This window comes from Streptococcus sp. k-90, from assembly GCF_013277565.1.
Taxonomy (GTDB): Bacteria; Bacillota; Bacilli; order Lactobacillales; family Streptococcaceae; genus Streptococcus.
The window spans coordinates 1-25371 of record NZ_VMNE01000003.1; the positions used below are offsets into that span (position 1 = coordinate 1).

Sequence of the window (25371 nt, forward strand, 5' to 3'; positions counted from 1 at the left end):
TTGTCAGTTACAACTGCTTCTGGTAAGGCAGATTGGGTTGCAGGTTCGCCTTTTGCGCTTACAACGGCAGAATTTGAAGATTGTTTCTCTTCTTTTCTTGGATTGGTTAATTCTGCAGAGAGAGTTTTTTCAACTACTTGAACTTCTGTCGGCTTAGTTGAAGAAACAGATGTTTGTTCCTGCATAGTTTGTACTGTTGATGGATGTTCTACAAAATTTGGTGTAACACTATAATCCACCTTTTGTTGTTTTGTAGGAGTGGCTACTGATTTTTCTTGATTATTTACTTTAGACTCAGAAGTCGTTTTCCCCTCTTTGATATATCCAATATATGTGTAACCTGAAATGGCTTTAGGAAGAGGTAATTTTTCTCCAGAGGTCAATTCATAGTCAGTATTGTAATTTAGCAAAAGATTATTTTCTAAAGCATGAGCGGATACAAGAACACCATTTCCTATTCCTGCAACCAATACTAAATGTAATACTGTTTTATTCTTAACCTTTTTCTTAGAAACGGCAAAAATTAAAATCCCCAGAGCAGCTAAGCTAGCACCAGCAACCAAGGTTTGAACATCATTCTTGTTTCCAGTATTAGGTAATTCTCCCAGTTGATTTCGGGAATTTAATTTATAAACAAGATAATAAGTCTCATCATCATTATCCATGTATGTCGGAATATCATAGACAAGCTTATTCTTTTCATCTGATGATAACTCTGACTCTGTCACATATTTATAGTGAACTCCTGCAGTTTCTTGAGCACCCACAGATGAACTTCCTAATACAGACATAAAAAATAAACTTAAAATCGTTGCAGATACAAGTCCTACTGATAATTTTCTAAATGAAAAACGCTGCTGTTTTTCACCAAAATACTTTTCCATTATTCCTCCTTGAAATAAAATTTATATTTATCTTACGAAGACCTTCAATATATTAGTGTATTATCTATAAAAAAGGCATTACACTTTGATTATACTCTTAATTTACCAAAAAGTCTTAAAATTGCGTTACGTTTTCATACTTTGTTTTATATATAAAATACCAAGTAGTAATGTTTGCAATTCCCTATTATCTTTTTTCATAAAAGAACACCTACCATGGCATTTCCACGGTAGGTGTTACTTATATCACTAATCGTTCTAAAAATGGTTTGAGACAGTTTAGGAGAATTCCTTCTATCCAGCTTTCTTGTGCTGAGGAGAGATGATCTGCCTGGAGGCTTTCTTTTAGAAAATCTCGGACTTGTTCTGGTGCGATTTCAAACTCAAAAGCTTTCATTTTATAGAAAAAGTCGAGCAGATGGTCTGACAGATATTCAGTTGAAAATGGCACTTCTCCACTCTTTCGATATTCTAATAAGAGCCGAGCAAATCTAGATTTTTCTTCAGGAAGCTCACGAAAATAGGAATTGAGAAGCCAGGTCTGCTTCTGCTTTCTTTCAATTGGATCCTGACTAGCTATTCGTTGGTCTTTTTCCAGCTCTTTTTGGTATTGTTTGGCTTTGATAGCCCGTTCTGTTCGATTTTTACCAAAAAGTATTTTCTCCCACTTGCGTTCTTCTTGAGTAAGGGTTTCTGTAAAGCCAAAGTAATCCTGATAAGCACGCTCTGCTGGGCCCATAGCTAGAACCAGATTGTCTGCATATTGCTTGGCGATTTTATCTCTCTTTTTGCGCTCTTTCTCTGCCTGGATACGCAGTTCTTGTTCGTAGTCAATTTTCTCCTTACCTAGCTTGACAAGGTAGAGTTGGTCATCTGGTTTCCCAAGTAAAAAGGGTTTGATACACTTTTCAAGGACTTCCTCCATACGAGCCTTCTTCTTGGGTTCTGCCTTGGTCCAACTTCCTCCTTGAAAGACTTCTAGGAAGAGCTGGTAGTCTTTCTCAGGTGAGAACTGATTGCCACGATTGGGTTTAAAAACACCTTTTTCCCAGAGCCACTTTAGAAGTCGCTCGTCAAAGTCACTTTTATTGACCTTGATTTTTTCCTTTTTCTGGGCTTTTCTTGTCAGATTTTCAACCTTTCTGAGTAGTTTTTCTTCCTCTTCCAATTGCTGGTCAAGGGACAATCGGTGAAAATGACGAACACAGTCGCTACCAATCGGAAAGAGACGTTGGCCTGTGACACCATTAAAGAGTTCGTAGGCGTACTTGATGGCATTCCCACAGACACAATTGCTACGGCCGATACCGTTAAAAATCAAGGAAACTTCATTCCATTCCTTGGTAGCTTGTTCCCAAGTATCAGCTTTTGAAGCCTGTAAAACCGCATCGTGCAGGGATTTTCTAACTGGAAGTGTCATGAGGTCTCCTTTCTAGATTATACTTTTACAACTTGAACCTCGTTTTTACCTAGTAAAATCAAGTATTTTTCAATATTTTCAATCGAATAGGCTCGGGATAAAGCCTCACCATATAAGGCTAATTGACCACGATAGCGGTCTATGAGTTGACTTGGTTCATCATAGCGGTCTGTCTTATAGTCGAACAGAACAATTCTGTCCTCGTAAAGGAGATAGCCATCAAGGATACCACGGACAACGAAGTCTTCCTGACTCTTTTGGTCTCGTTTGAGCATGGAGAAAGGTTGCTCGCGATAGAGATGGTTGGTATTAGCGAGAATTTCCTGACCGAGCGCTGTGTCAAAGAATGCAAGAGTTTTAGCAAGATTGATCTTGTCCCTGACAGCTGGGCTGGTTTGAACTTGTTTGAGAGTTTCTGTCAGACTAGCAAGCGTTGGTCGCTGGCTGAGGTCAATTCTCTGCATGAGTTCGTGGGTAGCACTACCAATTTCAGCTCCAGTTACCTTTTCTTTGGTTGAAAAATCTGGCAAATCAAAGCTAATTTTCTTGTCTACTGACTGGCTTTGACCTGCAATCTCGACACCTTCCATATCCATAACTGGTTCGTAGAATTTCTTGATTTGACTCGGGGTTTGAACACTAGGAAGTTCAATGGCTGCGCGGTGAAGAGTATTATAGACTTCCACTTCTTTCAGCATTTCAAGAGCTTCCTTAATGGTTTCTGACTGGCGGTTGTCAGCTTGGGAGCTATCTTGGAGAGGGCTTTTATTTTCCAACTGACCGATAGCTTCTCTAGTCAGCTGATCATCGCCAACAAAACGATAGCTAAAGTTGAGATTGTCCTTGGCAAACACTTTACTGATAGCCCAAATCCAATCTTGGAAATTATTGGCTTGCAGTCTAGTATTGCTATTTAGTTTTCCATTTTTAGCTACAGGGTATTCTTTGGCTTCCAGCTTTTCACGAGAACCTTTACCGACAAGATAGAGCTTTTTCTCAGCCCTCGTCATGGCAACATACAGCAGACGCATCTGCTCTGAATAGCTTGCCAGCTGCAATTCCTCTTCATTCTGCCTATAGGTCAGGCTAGGAATGGAGAGTTTGATGGTTTTAGGATAGTGAGCTTCTACTGCTCCTGTTTCCATTTTGGCAATATACTTAACACCTAGTCCATTTTTTCGGCTGAGAATGACTTCTGACATAGAGTCTTGCTTGTTAAAGTCTTGATCCATATTGAGGATAAAGACGTAAGGAAACTCCAGCCCTTTACTCTTGTGAATGGTCATGAGTTCCACTGCATCTTTTGGCGGTGCGACGGCCACGCTTGATAAATCGTGCTGGGCTTCTAAAACTTGGTTAATCATACCAATAAAACGCGACAAACCTTTGAAATTGCTCTTTTCAAATTGATCAGCACGCAGTGCTAGGGCATAGAGATTGGCCTGTCTAGCAGGACCATTTGGCAAAGCCCCAACATAATCATAATAAAAGCGGTCGTTATAAATCTTCCAAGTCAGATCATAGAGTGAGTGGGTTTTGGCATACAAGCGCCATGAATCCAAGATATCCATGAATTTATTTAATTTTTCAGCTAAATCAGTATGAATTAACTCTTTCTGGATTGTTGTAAGTTTTTGAGCATTGACCAGTTTCTCATAGAGATTCTCTTGAACTTTGTCCTCTGCTTTCTGGAGAGACAAACGTGCTAACTCGTCCTCATCAAATCCAAACATTGGAGACTTCATGAGAGCAACCAAGGCATAATCTTGCAGGGGATTGTGAATGACACGAAGTGTATCCAACATGACTTGCACTTCTAGAGATTGGAGGTAATTGTTTTGTTCACCGTCGGTTTTGACAGGAATCCCGTACTCAGACAAGGCAAGGAGAATCTGGTCATTTCGACTGCGGCTGGAGGTCAAAAGGGCAATTTCCTTAAAAGCTACACTTTTCTCTTGATGAAGTTTAAGGATTTCCTTGATAACAAGGCGCATTTCACCTGTTAGTTTCGTTTCTGCCTGTCCCTCTTCTTCCTCACTTGTGTCGTCCTTATCATAGAGGAGAAATTCTGCCTTGTTGTCTGGATTAGGAGTCAGTTTGGTATTGGCAAAAACAAGATGGTGCATGTTATCATAGTTGATTTCGCCGACCTCTTGGTCCATGAGACGTTCAAAGACATCATTGGTTGCTGACAGCACTTCTGAACTGCTACGGAAATTTTCCTTGAGGAGAATCAGCTTGCCCTCTTTTGGATTTTGCGCATAGCGTTGGAACTTTTCATTGAAAATCTGCGGGTCTGCCTGACGGAAACGGTAGATGGACTGCTTGATATCTCCAACCATAAAGCGATTGTGACCATTCGACAGCAATTCCAACATCCGTTCTTGAATGTGGTTGGTGTCCTGGTACTCATCAACCATGACTTCGTAGAAACGTTCTTGATAAGCCTCACGAACTTGCGGGAAATTCTCTAAAATCTCAATAGTGTAATGGCTGATATCAGCGAATTCAAAGGCATTTTCCTGACGTTTACGCTGACGATAAGCCTCCACAAAATCGCTCATGAAAGATTGGAAGGTTTTAGCTAATCCCCATGTTTCTTGATGGAAACGTTCTTGATAGTCCAGAATCGTTATCTGATCTGCTAGTTGTCCTAGTTTAGCAAACTGGGCCTTTCTTTCTTCGTTGTAGGCATCAGCCAGTGGCTTCAAATCAGCCTTACGACTGGCATTCGTCAGAGCCCGACCATTTTTCTCTTTTGAAATTGCGACAATACGCGCAAGTACTGCCTGATAATCCTGACTATCAGACTCTTGATTTAAGGAGCCAATTTCATCCAGAACTAACTGAACATTTTCTAAATAAGCAGCCTTTGCAAACTCCTTGGCATCATTATCCAGATGATAACGGAAAAAGCTTTCCAAATCCCAAAGGGCTTGCTGGATTTGCTTAGTCAGTTTTTCTTTTTCACTGGTAAAATCAGCTTTTTCAAAGCCTTTGAGGAAAGATTTACTCAGCCACTTTTGAGGATTACTGGTAGATTGGAGGAAGTCATAAATTTTATAGACTTGCTGTCGCAGACCACGTTCATCTTTGCCGCGTCCAGCAAAATTTTTCAGCAAATGACTAAACTTTTCTTTCTGTTTACCTTGATAATGGGATTCAAAGACCTCATGGAAAACTTCGTTTTTTAGAAGGAGTTGCTCGCTTTGGTTTTGTAAAATACGGAAATTAGGTGCAATATCAAGCAGATAACCGTGTTTACCAAGGAATTTTTGTGTGAAAGAGTCCATGGTACCAATAGCCGCGTTGGGTAGATCTGCCAACTGGCGACCCAAGTGTTGTTTGAGGTCAACGTCATCGCTTTCTTGGATTTGCTGGCTGATTTTTTTCTCCAAACGTTCCTTAAGCTCAGTGGCTGCCTTAACGGTAAAGGTTGAGATGAAGAGTTGAGAAATTTCGACACCACGCGCCAATTGGTCCAGAATACGCTCTGCCATAACAAAGGTCTTCCCAGAACCAGCCGATGCTGAGACTAGGATATTCTGAACAGAAGTGTAGATGGCTTCAATTTGTTCGGCAGTTTTCTTTTGTTCCTTGTTCGAATTTGCTTCTGCTTCTTGCAATTTTTGAATTTCCTTCTCGATTAAAAAGGGAATAGGCTTCATCGATTCAACTCCTCTCTTATTTTTTCAAACCAAGCTTGCTTGAGTTTTGCTCCGACAAGACGCTTGCCATCAGCTAAGTCCAACTTTTCTAGAAAACGGGCTTGACCTAAGTGGTAATTGGCTTCAAAGCCAGTAATGGCTTGATGCTGCTGAACGTAGGGGGCAATGCTTCTACCATTTTCGGTATAAGGATTAATGGCGAACTGGCCTGTTAAAATCTTCTTAGCTGCTTTTTTATAAAGATGGGCATTGTAGTCCAGTAGGAGCTGGAATTCCTCATCTGTCAGCTGATTAGCCTTGTTTTTATTGTAAAATTCGCCTAAATGACTGCTTTCTTTTTCTAAAAAGAGACCTTGGTATTTCATTGACTTGCTAGCTTCTACTACTGCACCTGCCAGACTTTTAACGGCCGTCAAAGATTGGACAGGCTCAGCCATTTCCAAGTACATGGCACCAAAAAAGTTCTGCTCCCCTTCTCTTTTTAGGGCAGCTAGGTAGGTTGGTAACTGAGAATTAAGCCCATTAAAGAAATGAGGAAATTGGAACTGAGTTAGACTAGACTTGTAGTCTACTACCCCTATCGCTCCATCAGCTTTCAAACGGTCAATTCGGTCAACCTTACCTCGTACAAAGACACTGCGACCATTGTCCAATTGAATAAAGGCTTGCTCTTTTCCACCAAAATTTGCTTCTTCTTTGATGGTTTCAATAACTGGATTATGGCGGAGAATATGTCCAGTTGTCCGTGCAACATCAAGCAAAACTTCCTTTGTAAACTGGGCTTCCAAACTTTCCTGATAAATGGCTTCAAATTCGCGTTCTTGACTGGTTTCTTGGATAGCTTGTTCTAGACGTTTGTCAAAGGAATCTTCGTCAGGTAACTGCAAGGCACGTTCAAAGATACGGTGCAAGAAATTTCCGTGACTGCGGGCATCAGGACGCAGGCGTAATTCCTCCTGCAAGCCTAAAACATAGCGAAGGAAATAACTGTATTGGTTCCGGTAAAACTCTGTCAAACCAGAGGTAGAGAGGTAAAACTCCTGATCTGTAGGATAGAGAGCTTGTAAGGTATCTTTGGTCAACTGCTTACTGCTTGGGCTTGTTGGAAGGGCTGGATTTGCAAGGCCTTTTTGGTCAAGTTTTTTACCCATGACACGCGCCAGAACCTTAATAAATGTCAAATCTTGCTCAGTATCGCTCGTCTCGGCCTGTTGGTGATAGGCAACCAGACTAGACAAAAGACTGTGATAGGACCCCATATCCTCCTTAGACAGCCCTTTGTGATTCATCCTCTTCTCTCTCCGACTAAATCCAAAATGGACCAGCTCTTGAAGATAAGCTGACTCCTTACTTTCACTTTCATTAAAAAGGCTTGGAGCCGACAAGACCAACTGCTTACGCGCAGAATTGACCAAGGAAAGCATAGTGTAGCGATTTTTCTTGAGATTTTCACTGCTGGCAATTATCAATTGCGTCCCATCTTCTGTCGCTTGATTTAGGCTCTGTCTTTCTTCGTCAGTCAAAAGACTGGTATTTTGCGCGATTTTTGGTAAATTGTCCTGAGTCAGCCCAATAGCGTAGACAAAGTCAGCAGTCAATGGCGCAATCAAATCGTAACTTTGCACCAGAACGGTATCCACTGTCGCTGGAATGGTACGGTATTGGGACAAACTCATTCCAGAATGGAGCAGGGCTAGAAAGTCCTCTAGATTAACTTGCGAACCAGCAAAAACAGTCGCAAATTGTTCTAAAACATGACAGAAAGCCTTCCAAACTTCGGCTTGTCTTTCCTGTTCTACAGCTTCCATAGTGGCTGTCAAATCTTGCAACTGCTTGGTCACCGCTCCTTCTTTTAGAAAGACATTCCACTTTTGCAAGAGATTTTCAGCCTTCTGTTTTCGACTGGCAAAGAGAGTTTCAAGAGGTTCTAAAATTCTCAGGCGAAGGGCATTCAAACGCTCAAGATTAAATTTCCCATGGTGGGATTTGGTGAAGGTTTGCTGAAAGGCTGGCAAGCCATTGATACCAAGATAACGGATATATTGCTCAAATGCGTCAATATCAGACTGACTAAAATCGGTATACAAACCTGTTCTAAGAAGGTTAATCAAATCCTCCTGACGGAAACGATAGCGTTTTAAAGCCAAAATAGACTCGACAAACTGTGTCAAGGGGTGGTGCGCCATGGATTCGCTTCTACCAAGGTAGAAAGGAATCTGATACTGGTCAAAAATGGTTTTGAGAGATAACTGATAAGAAGCTACATCTCCCAAGAGAATACGAAAATGCTTGTAACTCAAGTCTGGATTGTCATGTAATTTCTGACGGATGCTACGGGCTACTAGCTCCAACTCCTCCTTTTGCGTCAAACAAGACCAGATTTGTAGATTTTCACGGTCTTTCTCATCGACATCCAAAGCGAGTTCTGAAAAGTCATAAGAAGACTCCAGCAAACGAGAGACCTTGTCAAAACTATCCATCTTCTCATGAATTTGAGAATAGTCCTGAGCAGGCGTTTGGTATTTAGAGGCCAGATGGTGGAGAAACTCCACACTAGCTTGGTAGAGATTACCCTCGCTAAAAGGGCTAGTATAGGCTTTCTTACTAGCATAGGCTCCAATGACAATCTCAACACCCTTGCCATGAAGTAGGTCCACAATTCGCTCTTCCTCGGCAGAAAAACGGGTAAATCCATCAATAACTAAGGCAATCTGTCTAAAATCACTACTAACTTTGTCATTCTCAATAGCCTCAATCAAATGGGACAACTGACTTCCCTGAGCTAACTGAGCTTGATTGAGATAAGCCGTTACCTTCTCAAAAATCAAGAGTAAATCGGCTCTCTTATCCTCATCCGTCAAACTCTCCAAGTCCAAAAAACTCACCTGTGCTTTGGTCATCTCGTGGTAAAGCTCAATCAACTGCTGGATAAACTGAGGATCCTGCTTGATAGCTCCATAAACACGTAAATCCTTAGGATCAAGTTCGGCAAGGCATTTATAAAAAGCCATCCCAAGACCGATATCATCAAGACTGGTCTTGGCAGGCAAGTCATTCAGGACCAGATAACGAGCCATTTGGGCAAAGCGCGTGACAGTAATCGCAAAAGAAGCCTGCTGGGACAAGCATTCCAGCACGGCACGTTCCTTTTCAAATGAAAGAGAGTTGGGAGCAATGTAAAAGACTCGCTTGCCAGCAGCAACTAGCTCTTCCGCCTCTCTGGTTAGAATTTCTGTCAAAGAAGTTCGAATATCAGTATAAAGTAATTTCATCTCAGCCTCGTTTGGTTTCTCAAAGTTTCTTACTCTATTATAGCAAAGTTCGCTTCACTGTCCAAATCCAAAATTCTTGTTGACAATCATTTAACTAGCAAATCAATCAAGCTTCGTCATCCACTTTCATATGATGAAATATATATAGGAAAAAGTCTTTGGAAACTTCAAAATGCCCATAACGAAGCCTAGAAGTATAGTTTTTCCATTCAGGATGTTGTCTGGCTATTTCTATGGAGCAATCTTTGACTGGTAGATAATACTCGACATTTCGTCTAAAGGGAAAGAATCCTTCAAACTGCTCTACTTGATAGGCTTTGTCATCTATAATTTTACCTACGGCCACAAAAGCCTGTAACTTATCTTGACCATTCATATCGTATTTGGGGCTATAGTATAAAAGATAATCGCCTTTTTTCATACGGTTTAAGGGGCCGCCCTTTCCATGACAGACCTGGCAAAAATTCCCCTCAACTCCTCTTAAAACATGATTCTTTGAAACAACTCCGACCCAATATCTAGGCATTTTTATCCTCCAACTCTGCTAACATGCGATTAAAACTTTCTCTATCGTTAGAAAGTTTTTCAAAAAATTCTTCATCAACCCCTTCTACTAAGGGTAAAGCTTGATTGACCTTCTCCACACCAGACTTCGTCACTAAAACCAGTTTGGCTCGACTATCCTTTGGATGTTGATCGCGTCTAATGTAGTCTTTCTTCTCTAGTAACCGGACAATCTGAGAAACCGTCATGACATCCATACCTGTGAAACGAGCAATATCAACTTGTGTTACATATTCCTCTCTATTCGTCAGAAATAAGAGCGAAGTCAAAATGATAAATTGGGGCAAAGTAAGACCAACTGATTTTAAAACTCTTTTTAAATTACTTTCCCACTTGTTGTAGACTTTGATGAAAAGAAGACCTGTGGACTCTGTTTCATCATTCTTGTAAATTGAATTAAAGTGATACTTTGACATTATTTTTCCTTAAATATTAAGTATACATATTATAAGATAATTTATTTTATTTTTCAAGAAAAGGGAGCTTGAATGTTACAATTCTGTCAGACATTTTATGTTCTATATGCTATAATAAAAGCAAAACACCTAGAAAAGGAAGACCTATGATTAAACTACTAGCCTTGGATATGGACGGAACCCTCCTCAATGAAGCCAAGGAAATCCCACAAGCTCACATTACTGCTATTCACCAAGCCATTGAAAAAGGTGTCAAACTGGTTCTCTGTACGGGTCGCCCGCTTTTCGGTGTCCTCCCCTACTACAAAAAACTGGGACTAGACCTCCAGAATGAGTATGTGATTGTTAACAACGGTTGCTCAACTCACCAAACCAGCGATTGGAATTTGGTTGACTGGCAAGAACTCAGTCCAGCTGACATCGAATACCTCTATGACCTTGCTGAAAAAAGTGATGTTCAGTTGACTCTTTTTGACGAGACACATTATTTTGTCCTCGGTGGCAAACCTAATGAAATCGTTCAAAATGATGCCAAGCTAGTCTTTTCAGACCTGACTGAAATTTCCCTTGAGGAAGCTACCAGTGGTAAGTACCGTATGTTCCAAGGTATGTTTTTGGGTACCAAAGAGCAAACAGACGATTTTGAAGAGCGTTTTGCTGGGGAACTCTGTCAACGATTCAGTGGAGTTCGTTCGCAGCCTGTCATTTATGAAGCCATGCCACTTGGAACGACAAAGGCTACTGCTCTTTCACGACTGGCAGAGATTCTGAAGATTGATTCCTCAGAAATCATGGCTATGGGCGATGCTAATAACGATATTGAAATGCTCCAATTTGCAGGGCTTGGTGTTGCAATGGGAAATGCCAGCGATTATGTCAAATCTCTTGCGGATGCCGTTACAGCAAGCAACGAAGAAGACGGCGTTGCGCGTGCCATTGAGAAATATATTTTATAATTAAGAAGCCCAGTTCGTGTCAACTGGGTTTTGATATTTAAGAATTCCTAAAACTTTAGAAACTCTTTAGAAATCCTTGAGCTTTCTTTGATTTCTATGCTTTATACTAAAGTTATCAAAATAAATCAAAAGGAGAGAATCATGAAAACAGTACTTGATATTCATGGATTGTCCAAAAACTTTGACAAACAAGCTATTCTTCAGGATCTTCATTTAACGATAAGAGAGGGAGATATTTATGGACTTATTGGGAAGAATGGAGCTGGGAAGACTACCTTGATAAAAATTATTACGCAACTGCTGTTTGCGGATAAAGGAACTGTTTCCCTCTTTTCTAGTCAATCGGAAAATGAGTGGACCAAGGCTCTATCTCGAGTAGGTTCAGTGATTGAATCACCTGTAGCTCATAATCACTTAACAGCCTATCAAAATCTGAAATATTATTGTATGATTCGTCATATTCCAAATGCTGATCAAGTCATTCGAGAAACGCTGGACTATGTAGGTTTGTCAGATACAGGTAAGAAAGTCTTTCGTGATTTCTCGCTAGGAATGAAACAAAGACTTGGTATTGCCATTGCCCTCCTATCCAAACCAGACTTCCTGATCCTAGATGAACCTATTAACGGTCTCGACCCAATAGGTATCAAAGAATTTCGACTAATGATTCAACGACTAAATCAAGAAAAAGGGATCACCATTCTCATCTCTAGCCATATCTTGTCAGAACTCTATCTCCTAGCCAATCGTTTTGGTATTTTAGATCAAGGCAAGATTATCCGTGAAATCAGCAAAGCTGAATTTGAAACACTAAGCGAGGATTACATTGTTCTTAAGACAGCTGACCAAGAGAAAGCTTGTCAAGTATTAAAAGAACAAATCCATCTCCAGTTCAAGGTTGTGAATCCAGAAAATGAAATCCATATCTTTGGTCAGGAACAAGATGTCAAACAGATTCTTAAGGAATTAACTTTGGCAGATGTTGCTATTGACGAGATTTACTATGCCCGTCAAAACCTAGAAGAATACTTCACTCAATTGGTCGAATAGGAGGAAAATCATGATACATACCATTCAAGCAGACTTTTACCGTCTTTTCCGTTCCAAAGGTTTTTGGATTACAGAATTCATTCTCTTTGCTCTCATGCTAATGGGTGCAAGTATAGGAGCTACTGGTCATCTGATGGCAATCCAGACAGAAGAACCAGAAATTCCAACCCATGGTTGGGACGGTGTACAAGCACTTATTAACGCTTCTAGTCAAGGTTCAAACCTCGTTTTTCTCTGTATCATCCTATCCTGCCTCGTTCTTGGAGTTGATTTAATCGGTAAACTCTATAAAAATAATTTAACAGTGGGTGTTTCTCGTACCGAGTTTTTCCTTGCCAAAGCCTTTGTATTGACTTGTATTGCACTTTTGCAAGTCATCATCTGTCTTGTGATTGCCTTTATTCCAGCAACTATCTTAAATGGATTTGGAACTATGCCTGATGGCTTTATTGGCAATCTACTGGTAACCATTTTCCTTCAATTCCTTTGCCTCCTTGCTTGGCTTTCCATTGTTTCCTTCATTCTCTATGTTAGTCATTCTTATCTTGCGGTATTTATTGGTTATTTGGTCAGCTCTATCTTACTTTCTATGCCAATGCTCATCTTCCCAAGTATCAAAATTTTGCCATATTTATCCTTGCGATTTACCTATGCTATGACTGCTAATAGTGAATCCATTTTCTATACACTTATAGTTACTTTAGCTGTTATTGTAATTTTTAATATAAGTGGACTGACAGTTTTCAAAAAGAAAAGTCTATAAAAAACTTCAAGCAGGTAGAGCCTGCTAACTCATGATAGAAAAAGAAGTTCACCTTGAAGTTTACCTTATAATAAAGATGAACAATACAAATCCGTTGTCTTTATAGTAGATTGAATCTAGAATTGCACAATATCGCTTCTAAAATATTTTTAGAAATTACTTTAAATTTCTTAATCAATTTGTTTAGATTCTATTTCAATCTACTATACTGTAGCTCTTCACAATACCTTAGATTGGGTGGTAGAAAAACATGTTACACATGTTTTTTTCAAATCATGACCACCCGTTTGACGGGTGGTTTGTCCCAGGGCTATAAGCCCAAATTACCAGCCAGCGCCTAAAGACGCTGGTTTTCACGTTGTTCAAACCTTATTGCTCTTGACTCGTCACTTGCCTCTTAAAGAGGCTTTAGTATTACTTACCACTATTCCTAAAGGGATCCTCATATTCTTTTACACTTAATTTATCTAGTGCTATATCATGCTTTACTCGTTCTCAAATTTTCATACTCGTGAAGAAATCATCCACTGGATAATTTCTTTAATCTTGAATATATTTCTTAATTGTAGCTTCATTGAGTCCCACCGTACTTACATAATAACCTTCCGCCCAGAAATGCCGATTCCCAAACTTGTACTTGAGATTGGCGTGTTTATCAAACATCATGAGTGCACTTTTTCCTTTTAAATAACCCATGAAACTCGAAACACTTATCCTCGGTGGAATACTTACTAACATATGTACATGGTCTGGCATTAAGTGACACTCGATAATTTCAACTCCTTTATAACTACACAAACGATGAAATATTTCGCCTAAACTACTTCTATATTGATTATAGATGACTTTTCGTCTATACTTAGGGTGAACACAATGTGATACTTACAGTGCCACTTTGTGTGCGATAAACTATGATCCTTTTGTGCCATATTTTTCTCCTTTCGCTTTACAATTGCCTTGAAGAGCTTTATTGTATCGCGTTTGGAGTTTTTTGGGTACAACCTTCGACGCGTACCTGCATAGCGGGTGGTTTTTTTGTCTCGCACCTAACGGAGCGAGACGGACTGAAAGTCACATAAGAAAAAAGAAAGGACGAAATTTGTCCTTTCTCGAGCTTAGCTTTTCTGCAACCCCTTACAGTTGAAAAAGAGCCTTCTTTTTATATCTCAGTCAATGGTGTTGCGGTATCTGGTGAGGTATCATATACCTTAAAGTCTACTCCTACACCTAGATCAGCTTGTGCTAGCTGATTCACCATGGTCATATGAGCTAGCTCCTTGATATTGTTCTCCTTAGATAAATGCCCAAGGTAGATTTTCTTAGTGCGGTTTCCCAAGGTACGAATCATAGCTTCGGCACCGTCCTCGTTAGAAAGGTGACCTAGATCCGATAGGATTCGTTGTTTAAGTCGCCAAGCGTAAGAACCTGCTCGCAAAATCTCTACATCATGGTTGGACTCGATAAGATATCCATCCGCATTTTCGACAATTCCTGCCATACGGTCACTCACATAACCTGTATCAGTCAGCATGACAAAACTCTTGTCATCCTTCATAAAGCGATAGAACTGCGGAGCAACCGCATCATGGCTAACCCCAAAACTCTCAATATCAATATCTCCAAAGGTTTTGGTTTTGCCCATTTCAAAGATATGCTTTTGTGAAGAATCTACCTTGCCAAGATACTTGCTATTTTCCATAGCCTGCCAGGTCTTTTCATTGGCATACAAATCCATACCATACTTGCGAGCCAAAACACCCACTCCGTGGATATGGTCTGAATGCTCATGTGTAATCAAGATGGCATCCAAGTCTTCTGGTTTGCGATTAATTTCAGCAAGTAGGCTAGTAATCTTTTTACCAGACAAGCCTGCATCCACTAAAAGCTTCTTTTTCGGGGTTTCCAGATAAAAGGAATTTCCACTGGAACCCGACGCTAAAATACTGTATTTAAAGCCTGTTTCACTCATTCTAGTCTTCTACTTCGTCCTCCCATACTTCTTCTTTCACTGCATCCTTATCATAAGGGAGCACAATGGTGAAGGTTGATCCCTTACCGTATTCACTCTTGGCCCAAATAAAGCCCTTATGTTGTTTGATAATTTCTTTAGCAATTGCTAGTCCTAGACCCGTACCACCTTGGGCACGACTTCTGGCACGATCCACACGATAAAAACGGTCAAAGATACGTGGTAAATCTTGCTTTGGAATCCCCAATCCCTGGTCAGAAATAGACAAAATCATCTGATCATCAGTCGTCTTCATGGTCACTGTGATTTTCCCGCCATCAGGCGAATACTTGATGGCATTGTTAAGAATATTGTCAATCACCTGTGTCATCTTGTCAGTATCAATTTCAATCCAGACAGAGGTAATTGGATAATCTCTCACCAATTCATATTTTTTCTCTCCATCTGGTCCTCTCATTTTATCAAAACGATTAAGAATAAAAGTAATAAAGGCAGTGAAGTTAATCATTTCCACATCTAGGTGACTAGTCGCATTATCAATCCTAGAAAGATGAAGGAGATCCGTCACCATTCGCATCATACGGTTGGTTTCATCTAGAGATACCTTGATAAAGTCTGGTGCGATAGGTTCTGTCAGAGCCCCTTCATCCAAGGCTTCAAGATAGGATTTTACGCTAGTCAGAGGCGTCCGTAGCTCATGACTAACGTTGGAAACAAAAAGTCTCCGTTCGCGCTCTTCCTTCTCCTGCTCTGTCGTATCGTGCAAAACAGCAACCAAACCTGAGATAAAGCCAGACTCACGACGCACCAAAGCAAAGCGTACACGAAGGCTCAGATACTCACCATTGGCATCCTGAGAATCAATCATTAGCTCAGGAACTTGGGTAATCAAATCACGAAGTTCATACTCATCTTCAATCTTAAGCAATTCTAGAATACTTTTATTGAGAACTTCTTCTTTCTGAACGCCTAGCTGTTTCTTAGCCATGTCATTAATCATGGTAATCTTGCCACGACGATTGGTCGCAAGAACTCCGTCTGTCATGTAAGAGAGGATACTGTGCAATCGTTTACTCTCTTGTTCCAGATTTTCTTGGGTCAAACGGATTACTTCTGATAAATCATTGAGATTATTGGTAATATTAGTGATTTCAGAGCTTCCCTGCATATCCAATACCTGAGAATAATCTCCTGCAATCAGGTCCTTTACCTTTTGATTGATTTTCTTCAACCGAATATTATCCCGACGATTTTCTAGTAAAAGCAAGGTCACCACTAAAATAAAGCCAAGTAGAATGAGGACAAAGATAAAATCACTAGTTAAAACTGTGTCTTTAATTAGTTTAATCATTATTTCTCATATAATAACCGACACCGCGACGTGTTAGAATATACTCAGGACGGCTTGGTGTGTCTTCAATCTTCTCACGCAAACGTCTAATAGTTACGTCGACTGTTCGAACATCTCCGAAATAATCGTAACCCCAGACCGTTTCAAGCAAGTGTTCACGTGTAATCACTTGACCGATATGAGAAGCCAAGTGGTACAAGAGTTCAAATTCACGGTGGGTTAAGTCTAGTTCTTCACCGTATTTCTTAGCAACATAGGCATCTGGAACAATTTCTAAATCTCCAATTTGGATAGGCTGAGGTTTGCTGTCTCCTTCCTGCTCATCTACTGGCATAGGCTGAGAACGACGCAGAAGTGCTTTAACACGCGCCTGCAACTCACGATTCGAGAAGGGTTTTGTCACATAGTCATCCGCCCCAAGCTCTAAACCGATAACCTTGTCAAATTCGCTATCCTTAGCTGAAAGCATGATAATAGGCACACTACTGGTCTTGCGAATAGTCTTCGCAACTTCTAAGCCATCAATTTCTGGAAGCATCAAATCCAGAATAATAATATCTGGCTGCTCTGCTTCAAATTGCTCTAGCGCTTCACGACCGTTAAAAGCAGTTACAACTTCGTAACCTTCCTTGGTCATATTAAACTTGATAATATCCGAGATTGGTTTTTCATCATCTACAATTAATATTTTTTTCATATGTTCACCTTTTTCTCTACTATTATACCAAAAAAATAACAAGAAGACACAATAGCTAGTCTTTGCTACTGTCTATATTGGCTTTTGCATAAGCCTGCCAGATTTTTTGTTGGGGTTTGGCAAGTGGATAATTCTTAAACTCTTCTGGTGAAAGCCAGCGAACTTCCCTATCTGAAAAGTCATGGAAGTCACTTACCTGACCTGCTACAATTTGAACATGCCACTTGCGATGACTAAATACATGCTTGACAGTCTCAAAATAAACATCAAGCCAATCAACTTCTAAGTCATAGTCCTGCTGGAAACTCTCTTCTGGACTTGGACCAAAGTTCACGTTTTCTTCCGCAACCTGATGAAAGAGGTCAAACTGTTCTTCTTGCGAAAAGTTATCAACTTCTATCAAGGGGAAATGCCAAAAACCTGCCAATAGCTTTTCACTTTCATTTTTTTCAAGTAAAAATTGCCCCTGAGTATTTTTGACCACCAAGGCTTTAAGATAAATAGGAACAGGCTTTTTCTTTGGAGCCTTAATTGGATAACGGTCCATGCTTCCATTCTGATATGCCGCACTAAAATCCTTCACTGGACTCTCTTCTGGCCTAGGATTTACAGGAGCCTCAATATCAGATCCTAAGTCCATCAAGGCTTGATTAAAGTCACCTGGCCGTTCTGGGTCAATCAGAATTTCCATCATTGCCTGAAAAATTTTGCGATTACTTGGAATCCCAATATCGTGATTAACTTCAAATAGACGCGCCAAGACCCGCATGACATTACCATCTACAGCTGGCTCAGGCAAGTTAAAAGCAATACTGGAAATGGCTCCTGCTGTGTAAGGTCCAATTCCTTTCAGGCTGGAAATTCCTTCATAGGTGTTTGGAAATTGACCACCAAAATCAGCCATAATCTGCTGGGCCGCAGCCTGCATATTACGAACTCGAGAATAATAGCCCAAACCTTCCCAAGCCTTCAACAAACCTTCTTCAGGCGCAGCTGCCAAACTTTCCACGGTCGGAAACCATTCCAAGAATCGTTTATAATAGGGAATAACCGTATCCACCCTGGTCTGCTGGAGCATGATTTCAGACACCCAGATATGATAAGGATTTTTACTTCTGCGCCACGGTAAATCTCTTTTGTTTTCATCATACCAACTAAGAAGTTTCTCACGGAAAGAAATGATCTTTTCCTCCGACCACATGACGATACCGTATTCTTTCAAATCTAACATATCTCTAGTATAACACAGAAGATTTCACCTGTCTTTTTATCTGATTTATAATATTTTCAATAGATAGTATATGATTTTTCTTTCTACTTAAATATTTGATATGATTACAACTGAAAATCAATAAAATATCATAGAATGCGATTATCCACCTTCAGGGTTTGATTTTGAGACAAATAAACCATAAAGACTCATCTCTCTTATAAAACAATGAAAATGCAGGTTGATATCATCCTAAAACAAGTGAAAAAATGAAAAATAAAAGCCTATTGACCAAGCTAGAAAGCTTGATACAATAGGCTTTTTAAAGGCTAATTATTTAACAGCGTCTTTAAGAGCTTTACCAGCTTTGAATGCTGGTACTTTAGAAGCTGCAATTGTGATTTCTTTACCAGTTTGTGGGTTGCGACCTTTACGTGCAGCACGCTCACGAACTTCAAAGTTACCAAAACCGATCAATTGAACTTTTTCACCAGCTGCAAGGTAGTCAGCTACTGCTGCAAATACAGCTTCAACTGCTGCTGCTGAGTCTTTCTTAGTCAATTCTGTAGCTTCTGCTACTTTAGCGATCAAATCTTGTTTGTTTGCCATGTTAACGATTCCTCCAAATTAATTTCTAATTAACAAATATAATCATATCCTAAAATTCCTTATAGGTCAAGTTAAAAACGCTGTTTATTCGCATTTTCTTTATTTTTTTAGGAATGGTAACGTACCAAAATAGCCCATGCATTCTCGCCTGTATGAGTCTGAATAATAGAACCTGTTTCTAAAACAGAAATTGGCTTTTCAACATAAGCTTGTAAGCTTTCTTTCATCTCTTTTGCCCAATCAGCACTACCAGAATATGAAATTCCAATCTCTGCTACAGAACGTTCAGAGAGAGATGCTGTCAACTCATCCAACCATTTTTTAAAAGTTTTAGCTCCACGACCTTTAACAATTGGCTGCAATTCATGGTCCTTCATCTGCATGACAACACGGATATTGAGAAGTGAACTCAACAATCCGGTTACACGGCCAATTCGTCCACCTTTGACAAGATTTTCCAAAGTTGAAACGCCAATATAAAGTTCTGTGTGGTTTTTAACCTCTTCTACATGAGATAAAATGGTCTCCATGTCTTTGCCTTCTTGAGCTAATCTCGCAGCCTCAACAACTTGGAATTTCAAGGCTTGATCTGTAAAAGAGCTATCAAGAACAGTCACATCTGCAGTAGATAGGCTAGCACCTTGACGCGCTGCTTCTACAGTACCAGAAAGGGCATGGGACATATGAATAGCAAGAATCTGGCTACCATCTTTGCATAGGTCTTCAAACACTTCAGCAAAGACACCTACAGGTGGCTGACTTGTTTTCGGAAGATTCTTAGCTTCTTGCATCAACTGAAGAAATTTACCTTCTTCTTTCAAATCCGCATCAGAATAAACAACATTATCAATCATTACAGATAATGGAACAATTGTTATATCTAATTGTTTTACTAGTTCTGGTTCAATAGTAACAGATGAATCGGTTACAATCTTAATTTTTGTCATAGTATCAATCTTTCTATTTTAGGATTCAGATTGGTTTTCTCACATCTAATTATATCAAAAAAAGATTAAAAATCCTAATGGAGTCATTCAAATTTTCCTTAAAAATTTGATATAATCTACTTATAAGAAAAGAGGTTCCTATGATTAAAAAAATTTATCCCGTTTTAACCATTTTACTAGGTGCTGCCATTTATGCTTTTGGGCTAACTTATTTTGTAGTTCCTCATCACCTCTTTGAAGGAGGAGCGACAGGTATTACCCTCATCACCTTTTATCTTTTTAAAATCCCTGTTTCCCTCATGAACCTGCTGATTAACATTCCCCTTTTTATCCTAGCTTGGAAAATATTTGGAGCAAAATCCCTCTATTCTAGTTTGCTTGGAACCTTAGCTTTGTCCGCCTGGTTGGCTTTTTTTGAGCGTATTCCCCTTCATATTGATCTTCAAGGTGATTTACTGATTACTGCACTTATAGCGGGAATTCTATTGGGAATTGGCCTTGGAATTATCTTTAATGCTGGTGGTACAACTGGCGGAACTGATATTGTAGCTCGTATTATCAACAAATACACTCATATATCCATGGGGAAGCTGCTCTTTATCTTAGATTTTTGTATTCTTATGCTCATTCTCCTGATCTTCAAGGATTTGAGATTGGTTTCTTACACGCTCTTATTTGATTTTATCGTTTCTCGTGTTATTGACTTGATTGGTGAAGGAGGATATGCAGGTAAAGGCTTCATGATTATCACAAAACGTCCTGATCAACTTGCTAAGGCGATTAATGATGACCTAGGAAGAGGTGTTACTTTTATTTCCGGTCAAGGCTACTATAGTCAAAAAGATTTGAAGATTATCTACTGTATTGTCGGTAGAAATGAGATTGTGAAAATGAAGGAAATGATTCATCGAATTGACCCTCAAGCCTTTATCACGATCACAGAAGCCCATGAAATCCTTGGAGAAGGCTTCACCTTTGAAAAAGAATAAAAAGAGGTAGTGTAGTGACCTCAAAAGTTAGACTAAATCATCTATCTTTTGGGTTACAGACAACCTCTTTTTTAATTACTCAAACTCTTAAGACCAATTGCGAGCTACTTCTTCATCTGCCTTTAACTGATCCACTAATTGATCAACTGAGTCAAATTTGGTCATATCTCGAATGCGATCAAGCCAATAAACCATGACTGTTTCACCATAAATATCTTGATTAAAATCAAAAATATTGACTTCAAAACGTGCTTCTTCTCCATCAAAGGTCACATTTTTCCCGACACTAGCCATAGCACGATATTTCTGTCTTTGAATCTCAACATCAACCACGTAAACGCCATCTGCCGGCATATAAGTACGGTCTAAAAGCACCAAATTCGCTGTTGGATAACCAATCGTGCGACCTCGAGCATTGCCATGAACCACCATCCCTCTTGATGGAAGCGGCGCCCCCAAAAGTTCTCCTGCTTCTTTCACATTTCCGTCTAAAATAGCTTGCCGGATACGTGTTGAACTAATCTTTCCTTTCTCATCTTCTACAGGTGGGACAATAATAACTTCTCCATCAAAGTAATCCTTTAAGTTCTCTGCCGTTTTTTTGTCAGAGCCAAATGTATAATCAAAACCTGCAACAATAATTTTAGCATTCATAGCCTTGATATAGGTTGCAAAAAATTCTTCTGCCGTGAGACTAGCAAATTGACTACTAAAATCAAGAAGATATAATTCTTCTACACCTTCGCGCTTTAATTTTCTTTCACGTTCAGCAGGATTCAAAATATGTAAAAACAAATCCGGATGATAAGGCTCTAAAGCAATCTTTGGAGATTCATTAAAGGTCATAACTACGATAGGTAATAAATCCTTTCTCGCAGCCTTATTGGCAACACGAAATAATTCTTGATGCCCCTTATGTATACCATCAAAATAGCCCAGAACTACAACTGAATCAGATGGTGTGCCAATATCTTTATGGTTTTTTATAGGAATAGTAATAATCATAAAATAATTATATCATAGTGATAGCTATTTCTGGAACAGAAAATATGAAATGTCGTTTTTTTAACCTGAAATAACCATTTTTGCAAAATGCAGCACCGTGCAAACATATATTGACTCTGATATACTAGAATTACAAAAAAGAGGAACGATTGACAACATAAGCCATTCCTAATTTATTCTTATAGCATCACAATTTAGAGTCATTCTTGAGTGAAGAACTGATAGTTGAATAGCCTGCACTAATATCGTAAAAACCAGCGTTTTTTGACGCTGGCTTTTTAACTGTGAAAATTCTTTCTCAACTAGATTGCTTCTGTAACAAAACTACGGCTTTCCAATACTTTGAGCATGGCATTAGCTGTATCTAGGGCTGTGAAGAGGGGCACTCCGTGTTCAATGGCTGAACGGCGAATCTGCTCACCATCTTCATCAGCAGTTCGTTTTGTTCCTACTGTGTTAATAATAGCTTGAATTCTTCCTTTGCGAACAAAGCTTGGAATATCCTTATCGTCATCACCAATCTTACCAACAGGTTGGGCTTGCAATCCATGACTGGCAAAGAAGGTTGCTGTTCCTTCTGTCGCAAGGATTCCATATCCAATATTTTGGAAACGACGAGCCAAGTCCAAGGCTTCTTCTTTGGCATCATCAGCGATGGTAAATACAACGTTACCAAAGGTTGGCAAGTGTAAGTAAGAAGCTTCAAAAGCTTTATAGAGAGCTTTTTCCAAAGTCGTATCAGAACCCATAACTTCACCTGTGGACTTCATTTCAGGACCAAGTAAGCTGTCTACCTTAGCTAGTTTCGTGAAGGAGAAGACAGGTGCCTTGATATGAACGCGAGTGCTTTCAGGGTAAAGTCCATCTTGGTAGCCAAGTTCTGATAAACTTTGCCCAAGAATAAGCTTGGTCGCTACTTGAGCCATAGGGATATTGGTCACCTTAGAAAGGAATGGAACCGTACGGCTAGCACGTGGATTGACCTCAATAACATAGACTTTTTCATCCTTGATAACAAACTGGATATTCATCATTCCAAGGCAGTTAAGACCAATTGCTAGGCGTTTAGTGTAGTCAGCGATGGTTTCTTGCACCTTTTGCGACAAGGTTTGTGGTGGGTAAACGGCCATTGAGTCACCTGAGTGGACACCAGCACGTTCGATATGTTCCATGATACCAGGGATAAGGACATTTTCACCGTCTGAAATGGCATCAACCTCGCACTCTTGCCCAACGATGTAAGAGTCAACAAGAACTGGGTGGTCTGGACTAGCCTTAACCGCAGTTCGCATGTAAGAACGGAGGTCTTCTTCGTTTTCAACGATTTCCATAGCTCGTCCACCAAGTACATAAGATGGGCGGACAAGAACTGGGAAACCAATCTTGCGAGCTGCAAGCACTGCTTCTTCTTCATTGGTAGCCGTTTGTCCTGGTGGCTGTGGAATATCCAGGTCTTTTAGAGCTTGCTCGAAGAGGTCACGGTCTTCGGCACGGTCTAGGTCAGCAACCTGTGTACCAAGGATGGTCACACCTGCTTTTGCCAATGGCTCCGCAAGGTTGATGGCTGTTTGACCACCGAACTGAACGATAACCCCTTTTGGTTGTTCCAAGTCAATGACATTCATAACATCTTCGAAAGTCAACGGTTCAAAGTAGAGCTTGTCAGATACCGAGAAGTCTGTAGAAACGGTCTCTGGGTTTGAGTTCATGATGATAGCTTCGTATCCAGCAGCCTGGATAGCCTTAACCGAGTGAACAGTTGCGTAGTCAAACTCAACCCCTTGCCCGATACGAATTGGACCAGAACCTAGAACAAGTACAGATTCTTTATCAGATTTGATAGATTCATTTTCCCAACCATAGGTTGAATAGAAATATGGTGTTTCAGAGTCAAACTCCGCCGCGCAGGTATCAACCATCTTGTAGACTGGGACAATCTTGTTTTCCAAACGAAGCTGACGAACTTGGTCTGCAGTCGTTTCCCAAAGTTCAGCAATCTTACGGTCTGAGAAGCCATTAAGTTTAGCTGTTTTCAAGACTTCTAGATCTTGTGGATGGGCACCCAATTCTTGCTCAATTTCAAAGATATGCAAGAGTTTATCAAGATAGAAGATATCAATTTTTGTAAGCTCTGCAATTTCTTCTGGTGTGTAGCCACGGCGAATGGCTTCTGATACGTAGAAGAGACGGTCATCCTGTGCCTTTACAACCTTTTCAATCAAGTCATCATCTGAAACACTGGCAAGTTCTGGAATCTCGTTATGATGAACACCGATTTCAAGTGAGCGACAGGCCTTAAGAAGTGATTCTTCGATGTTTCGACCAATCGCCATGACTTCTCCTGTCGCCTTCATCTGTGTTCCAAGACGACGTTCACCCTTTTCAAACTTGTCAAATGGAAAACGGGGAATCTTGGCAACTACGTAGTCAAGGGCTGGCTCAAACATGGCATAGGTTGAACCTGTAACTGGGTTGATCACCTCATCCAAGGTCAAGCCAACTGCAATCTTGGCAGCCAACTTGGCAATTGGATAACCTGTCGCTTTAGAGGCAAGGGCTGATGAACGCGATACACGAGGGTTTACTTCGATAACATAATACTTAAAGCTATGTGGGTCAAGGGCCAACTGAACGTTACATCCACCTTCAATTTTGAGGGCACGAATAATGCTCAAGCTTGCGTCACGAAGCATTTGGTTTTCATAGTCTGACATGGTTTGCGCAGGGGCAAATACAATGGAATCCCCTGTGTGAATCCCAACTGGGTCAAAGTTTTCCATGTTGCAAACAACCAAAGCATTGTCAGCTGAGTCACGCATCACTTCGTACTCGATTTCCTTGAAACCTGCGATTGAACGCTCAATCAAACATTGGGTAACAGGTGACAATTTCAAACCATTTTCAGCGATTTCACGCAATTCTTCCTCGTTGGCACACATACCACCACCAGTACCACCAAGTGTAAAGGCTGGACGAACGATAACTGGGTAACCAATTGTCGCTGCAAAGGCAACTGCTTCTTCGACTGTGTTGACAATTTCAGATTCTGGAATTGGTTGGTTGAGCTCTTCCATCAATTGTTTAAAGAGGTCACGGTCCTCGGCTTGGTCAATGGCAGATAATTTAGTTCCCAGAAGCTCAACACCAAGCTCATCAAGGATACCATTTTTAGATAATTCCATGGCCATATTGAGCCCTGTTTGACCACCAAGGGTTGGAAGCAAGGCATCTGGGCGCTCCTTACGAAGAATACGTGTCACAAACTCAAGTGTAATCGGTTCGATGTAAACCTTATCAGCAATCTCCTTGTCCGTCATGATAGTTGCAGGGTTTGAGTTAACCAAGACAACTTCATAACCTTCCTCTTTCAAAGACAAGCAAGCCTGGGTCCCAGCGTAGTCAAACTCTGCAGCCTGACCAATAATAATTGGACCAGAACCAATCACCATAATTTTTTGAATATCAGTACGTTTAGGCATATATAAGATATTAAGGGCGTCAAGCGGACAAAGCTAAAATAGGAGTTATGACGAAGAACTATCAGTTCTAGGAATAACTATCTTTTTAGCACCGTCCGTAGCCCGTATTCAGTTCAGCAAAT

Annotated in this window: 18 protein-coding genes and 1 pseudogene; 4 read left to right on the forward strand and 15 right to left on the reverse strand. The window is 40.2% G+C overall.

Going from position 1 to position 25371, the window contains the following annotated elements; translation table 11 throughout:
• The 6 genes from HT734_RS00835 to HT734_RS00860 form a co-directional block, all read right to left on the reverse strand.
• Nucleotides 1-884: YSIRK-type signal peptide-containing protein (locus tag HT734_RS00835; protein ID WP_173278397.1), on the reverse strand; the 884-nt coding region annotated here is incomplete at its 3' end.
• A gap of 241 nt (nucleotides 885-1125) precedes the next feature.
• On the reverse strand, nucleotides 1126-2304 hold the full coding sequence (locus tag HT734_RS00840; RefSeq protein ID WP_173278398.1) for a hypothetical protein: 1179 nt from the start codon (nucleotides 2302-2304) through the stop codon (nucleotides 1126-1128).
• A 17-nt stretch (nucleotides 2305-2321) separates the two neighbouring features.
• Nucleotides 2322-5972: a helicase-exonuclease AddAB subunit AddA gene (addA, locus tag HT734_RS00845; protein ID WP_173278400.1), complete on the reverse strand. Its 3651-nt coding sequence runs from the start codon at nucleotides 5970-5972 to the stop codon at nucleotides 2322-2324.
• Nucleotides 5969-9244 carry an ATP-dependent nuclease subunit B gene (gene rexB / locus HT734_RS00850; RefSeq protein WP_173278402.1) on the reverse strand — a complete coding sequence of 1092 codons (3276 nt, stop codon included), beginning with the start codon at nucleotides 9242-9244 and terminating at the stop codon, nucleotides 5969-5971. The genes addA and rexB overlap by 4 nt, the downstream gene beginning before the upstream one ends.
• 106 nt (nucleotides 9245-9350) lie before the next feature.
• Nucleotides 9351-9770, reverse strand: a complete 420-nt coding sequence (locus HT734_RS00855) for an EVE domain-containing protein (RefSeq protein ID WP_033680235.1) — start codon at nucleotides 9768-9770, stop codon at nucleotides 9351-9353.
• Complete coding sequence (locus tag HT734_RS00860) at nucleotides 9763-10224, reverse strand: MarR family transcriptional regulator (RefSeq protein WP_033680236.1); 462 nt, start codon at nucleotides 10222-10224, stop codon at nucleotides 9763-9765. Before HT734_RS00860 ends, HT734_RS00855 begins: the two co-directional genes overlap by 8 nt.
• Nucleotides 10225-10370: 146 nt before the next feature.
• On the opposite strand from HT734_RS00860, the gene HT734_RS00865 reads away from it, so the two are divergent.
• From HT734_RS00865 to HT734_RS00875, 3 genes are all read left to right on the forward strand, one after another.
• Nucleotides 10371-11180 (forward strand): Cof-type HAD-IIB family hydrolase, encoded by an 810-nt coding sequence (locus HT734_RS00865; RefSeq protein WP_033680237.1) that lies wholly within the window; start codon nucleotides 10371-10373, stop codon nucleotides 11178-11180.
• 141 nt (nucleotides 11181-11321) lie between these two features.
• Nucleotides 11322-12230 carry an ATP-binding cassette domain-containing protein gene (locus tag HT734_RS00870; RefSeq protein ID WP_033680238.1) on the forward strand — a complete coding sequence of 303 codons (909 nt, stop codon included), beginning with the start codon at nucleotides 11322-11324 and terminating at the stop codon, nucleotides 12228-12230.
• 10 nt (nucleotides 12231-12240) lie between these two features.
• Complete coding sequence (locus HT734_RS00875; protein ID WP_173278404.1) at nucleotides 12241-12993, forward strand: ABC transporter permease; 753 nt, start codon at nucleotides 12241-12243, stop codon at nucleotides 12991-12993.
• 414 nt (nucleotides 12994-13407) lie between these two features.
• Here HT734_RS00875 and tnpA read toward each other — a convergent pair.
• The 7 genes and pseudogenes from tnpA to HT734_RS00910 form a co-directional block, all read right to left on the reverse strand.
• Nucleotides 13408-13922, reverse strand: a pseudogene (tnpA, locus tag HT734_RS00880) (IS200/IS605 family transposase).
• Between the two features lie 230 nt (nucleotides 13923-14152).
• The gene (locus tag HT734_RS00885) at nucleotides 14153-14962 is read right to left on the reverse strand and encodes an MBL fold metallo-hydrolase (RefSeq protein WP_000004965.1); all 810 of its coding nucleotides are present in this window, start codon (nucleotides 14960-14962) and stop codon (nucleotides 14153-14155) included.
• Between the two features lies 1 nt (nucleotide 14963).
• Nucleotides 14964-16313, reverse strand: a complete 1350-nt coding sequence (vicK, locus tag HT734_RS00890; RefSeq protein WP_049535173.1) for a cell wall metabolism sensor histidine kinase VicK — start codon at nucleotides 16311-16313, stop codon at nucleotides 14964-14966.
• Complete coding sequence (yycF, locus tag HT734_RS00895; RefSeq protein ID WP_000722067.1) at nucleotides 16306-17010, reverse strand: response regulator YycF; 705 nt, start codon at nucleotides 17008-17010, stop codon at nucleotides 16306-16308. Before yycF ends, vicK begins: the two co-directional genes overlap by 8 nt.
• Nucleotides 17011-17065: 55 nt before the next feature.
• Entirely contained in the window at nucleotides 17066-18241 is a 1176-nt protein-coding gene (mutY, locus tag HT734_RS00900) for an A/G-specific adenine glycosylase (RefSeq protein WP_061759121.1), read from the reverse strand.
• Nucleotides 18242-18553: 312 nt separating this feature from the next.
• On the reverse strand, nucleotides 18554-18829 hold the full coding sequence (locus HT734_RS00905; protein ID WP_001284637.1) for an HU family DNA-binding protein: 276 nt from the start codon (nucleotides 18827-18829) through the stop codon (nucleotides 18554-18556).
• Nucleotides 18830-18936: 107 nt separating this feature from the next.
• Entirely contained in the window at nucleotides 18937-19776 is an 840-nt protein-coding gene (locus tag HT734_RS00910) for a DegV family protein (RefSeq protein ID WP_061759122.1), read from the reverse strand.
• 140 nt (nucleotides 19777-19916) lie between these two features.
• On the opposite strand from HT734_RS00910, the gene HT734_RS00915 reads away from it, so the two are divergent.
• Nucleotides 19917-20765, forward strand: coding sequence for a YitT family protein (locus HT734_RS00915; protein ID WP_061759123.1), 849 nt, complete (start codon nucleotides 19917-19919; stop codon nucleotides 20763-20765).
• Nucleotides 20766-20852: 87 nt separating this feature from the next.
• Here the strand turns inward: HT734_RS00915 and HT734_RS00920 are convergent, their stop codons facing one another.
• Entirely contained in the window at nucleotides 20853-21770 is a 918-nt protein-coding gene (locus HT734_RS00920; protein ID WP_061759124.1) for a bifunctional riboflavin kinase/FAD synthetase, read from the reverse strand.
• 302 nt (nucleotides 21771-22072) lie between these two features.
• Nucleotides 22073-25249, reverse strand: a complete 3177-nt coding sequence (gene carB / locus HT734_RS00925) for a carbamoyl-phosphate synthase large subunit (protein ID WP_061759125.1) — start codon at nucleotides 25247-25249, stop codon at nucleotides 22073-22075.
• Nucleotides 25250-25371: the final 122 nt, after the last annotated feature.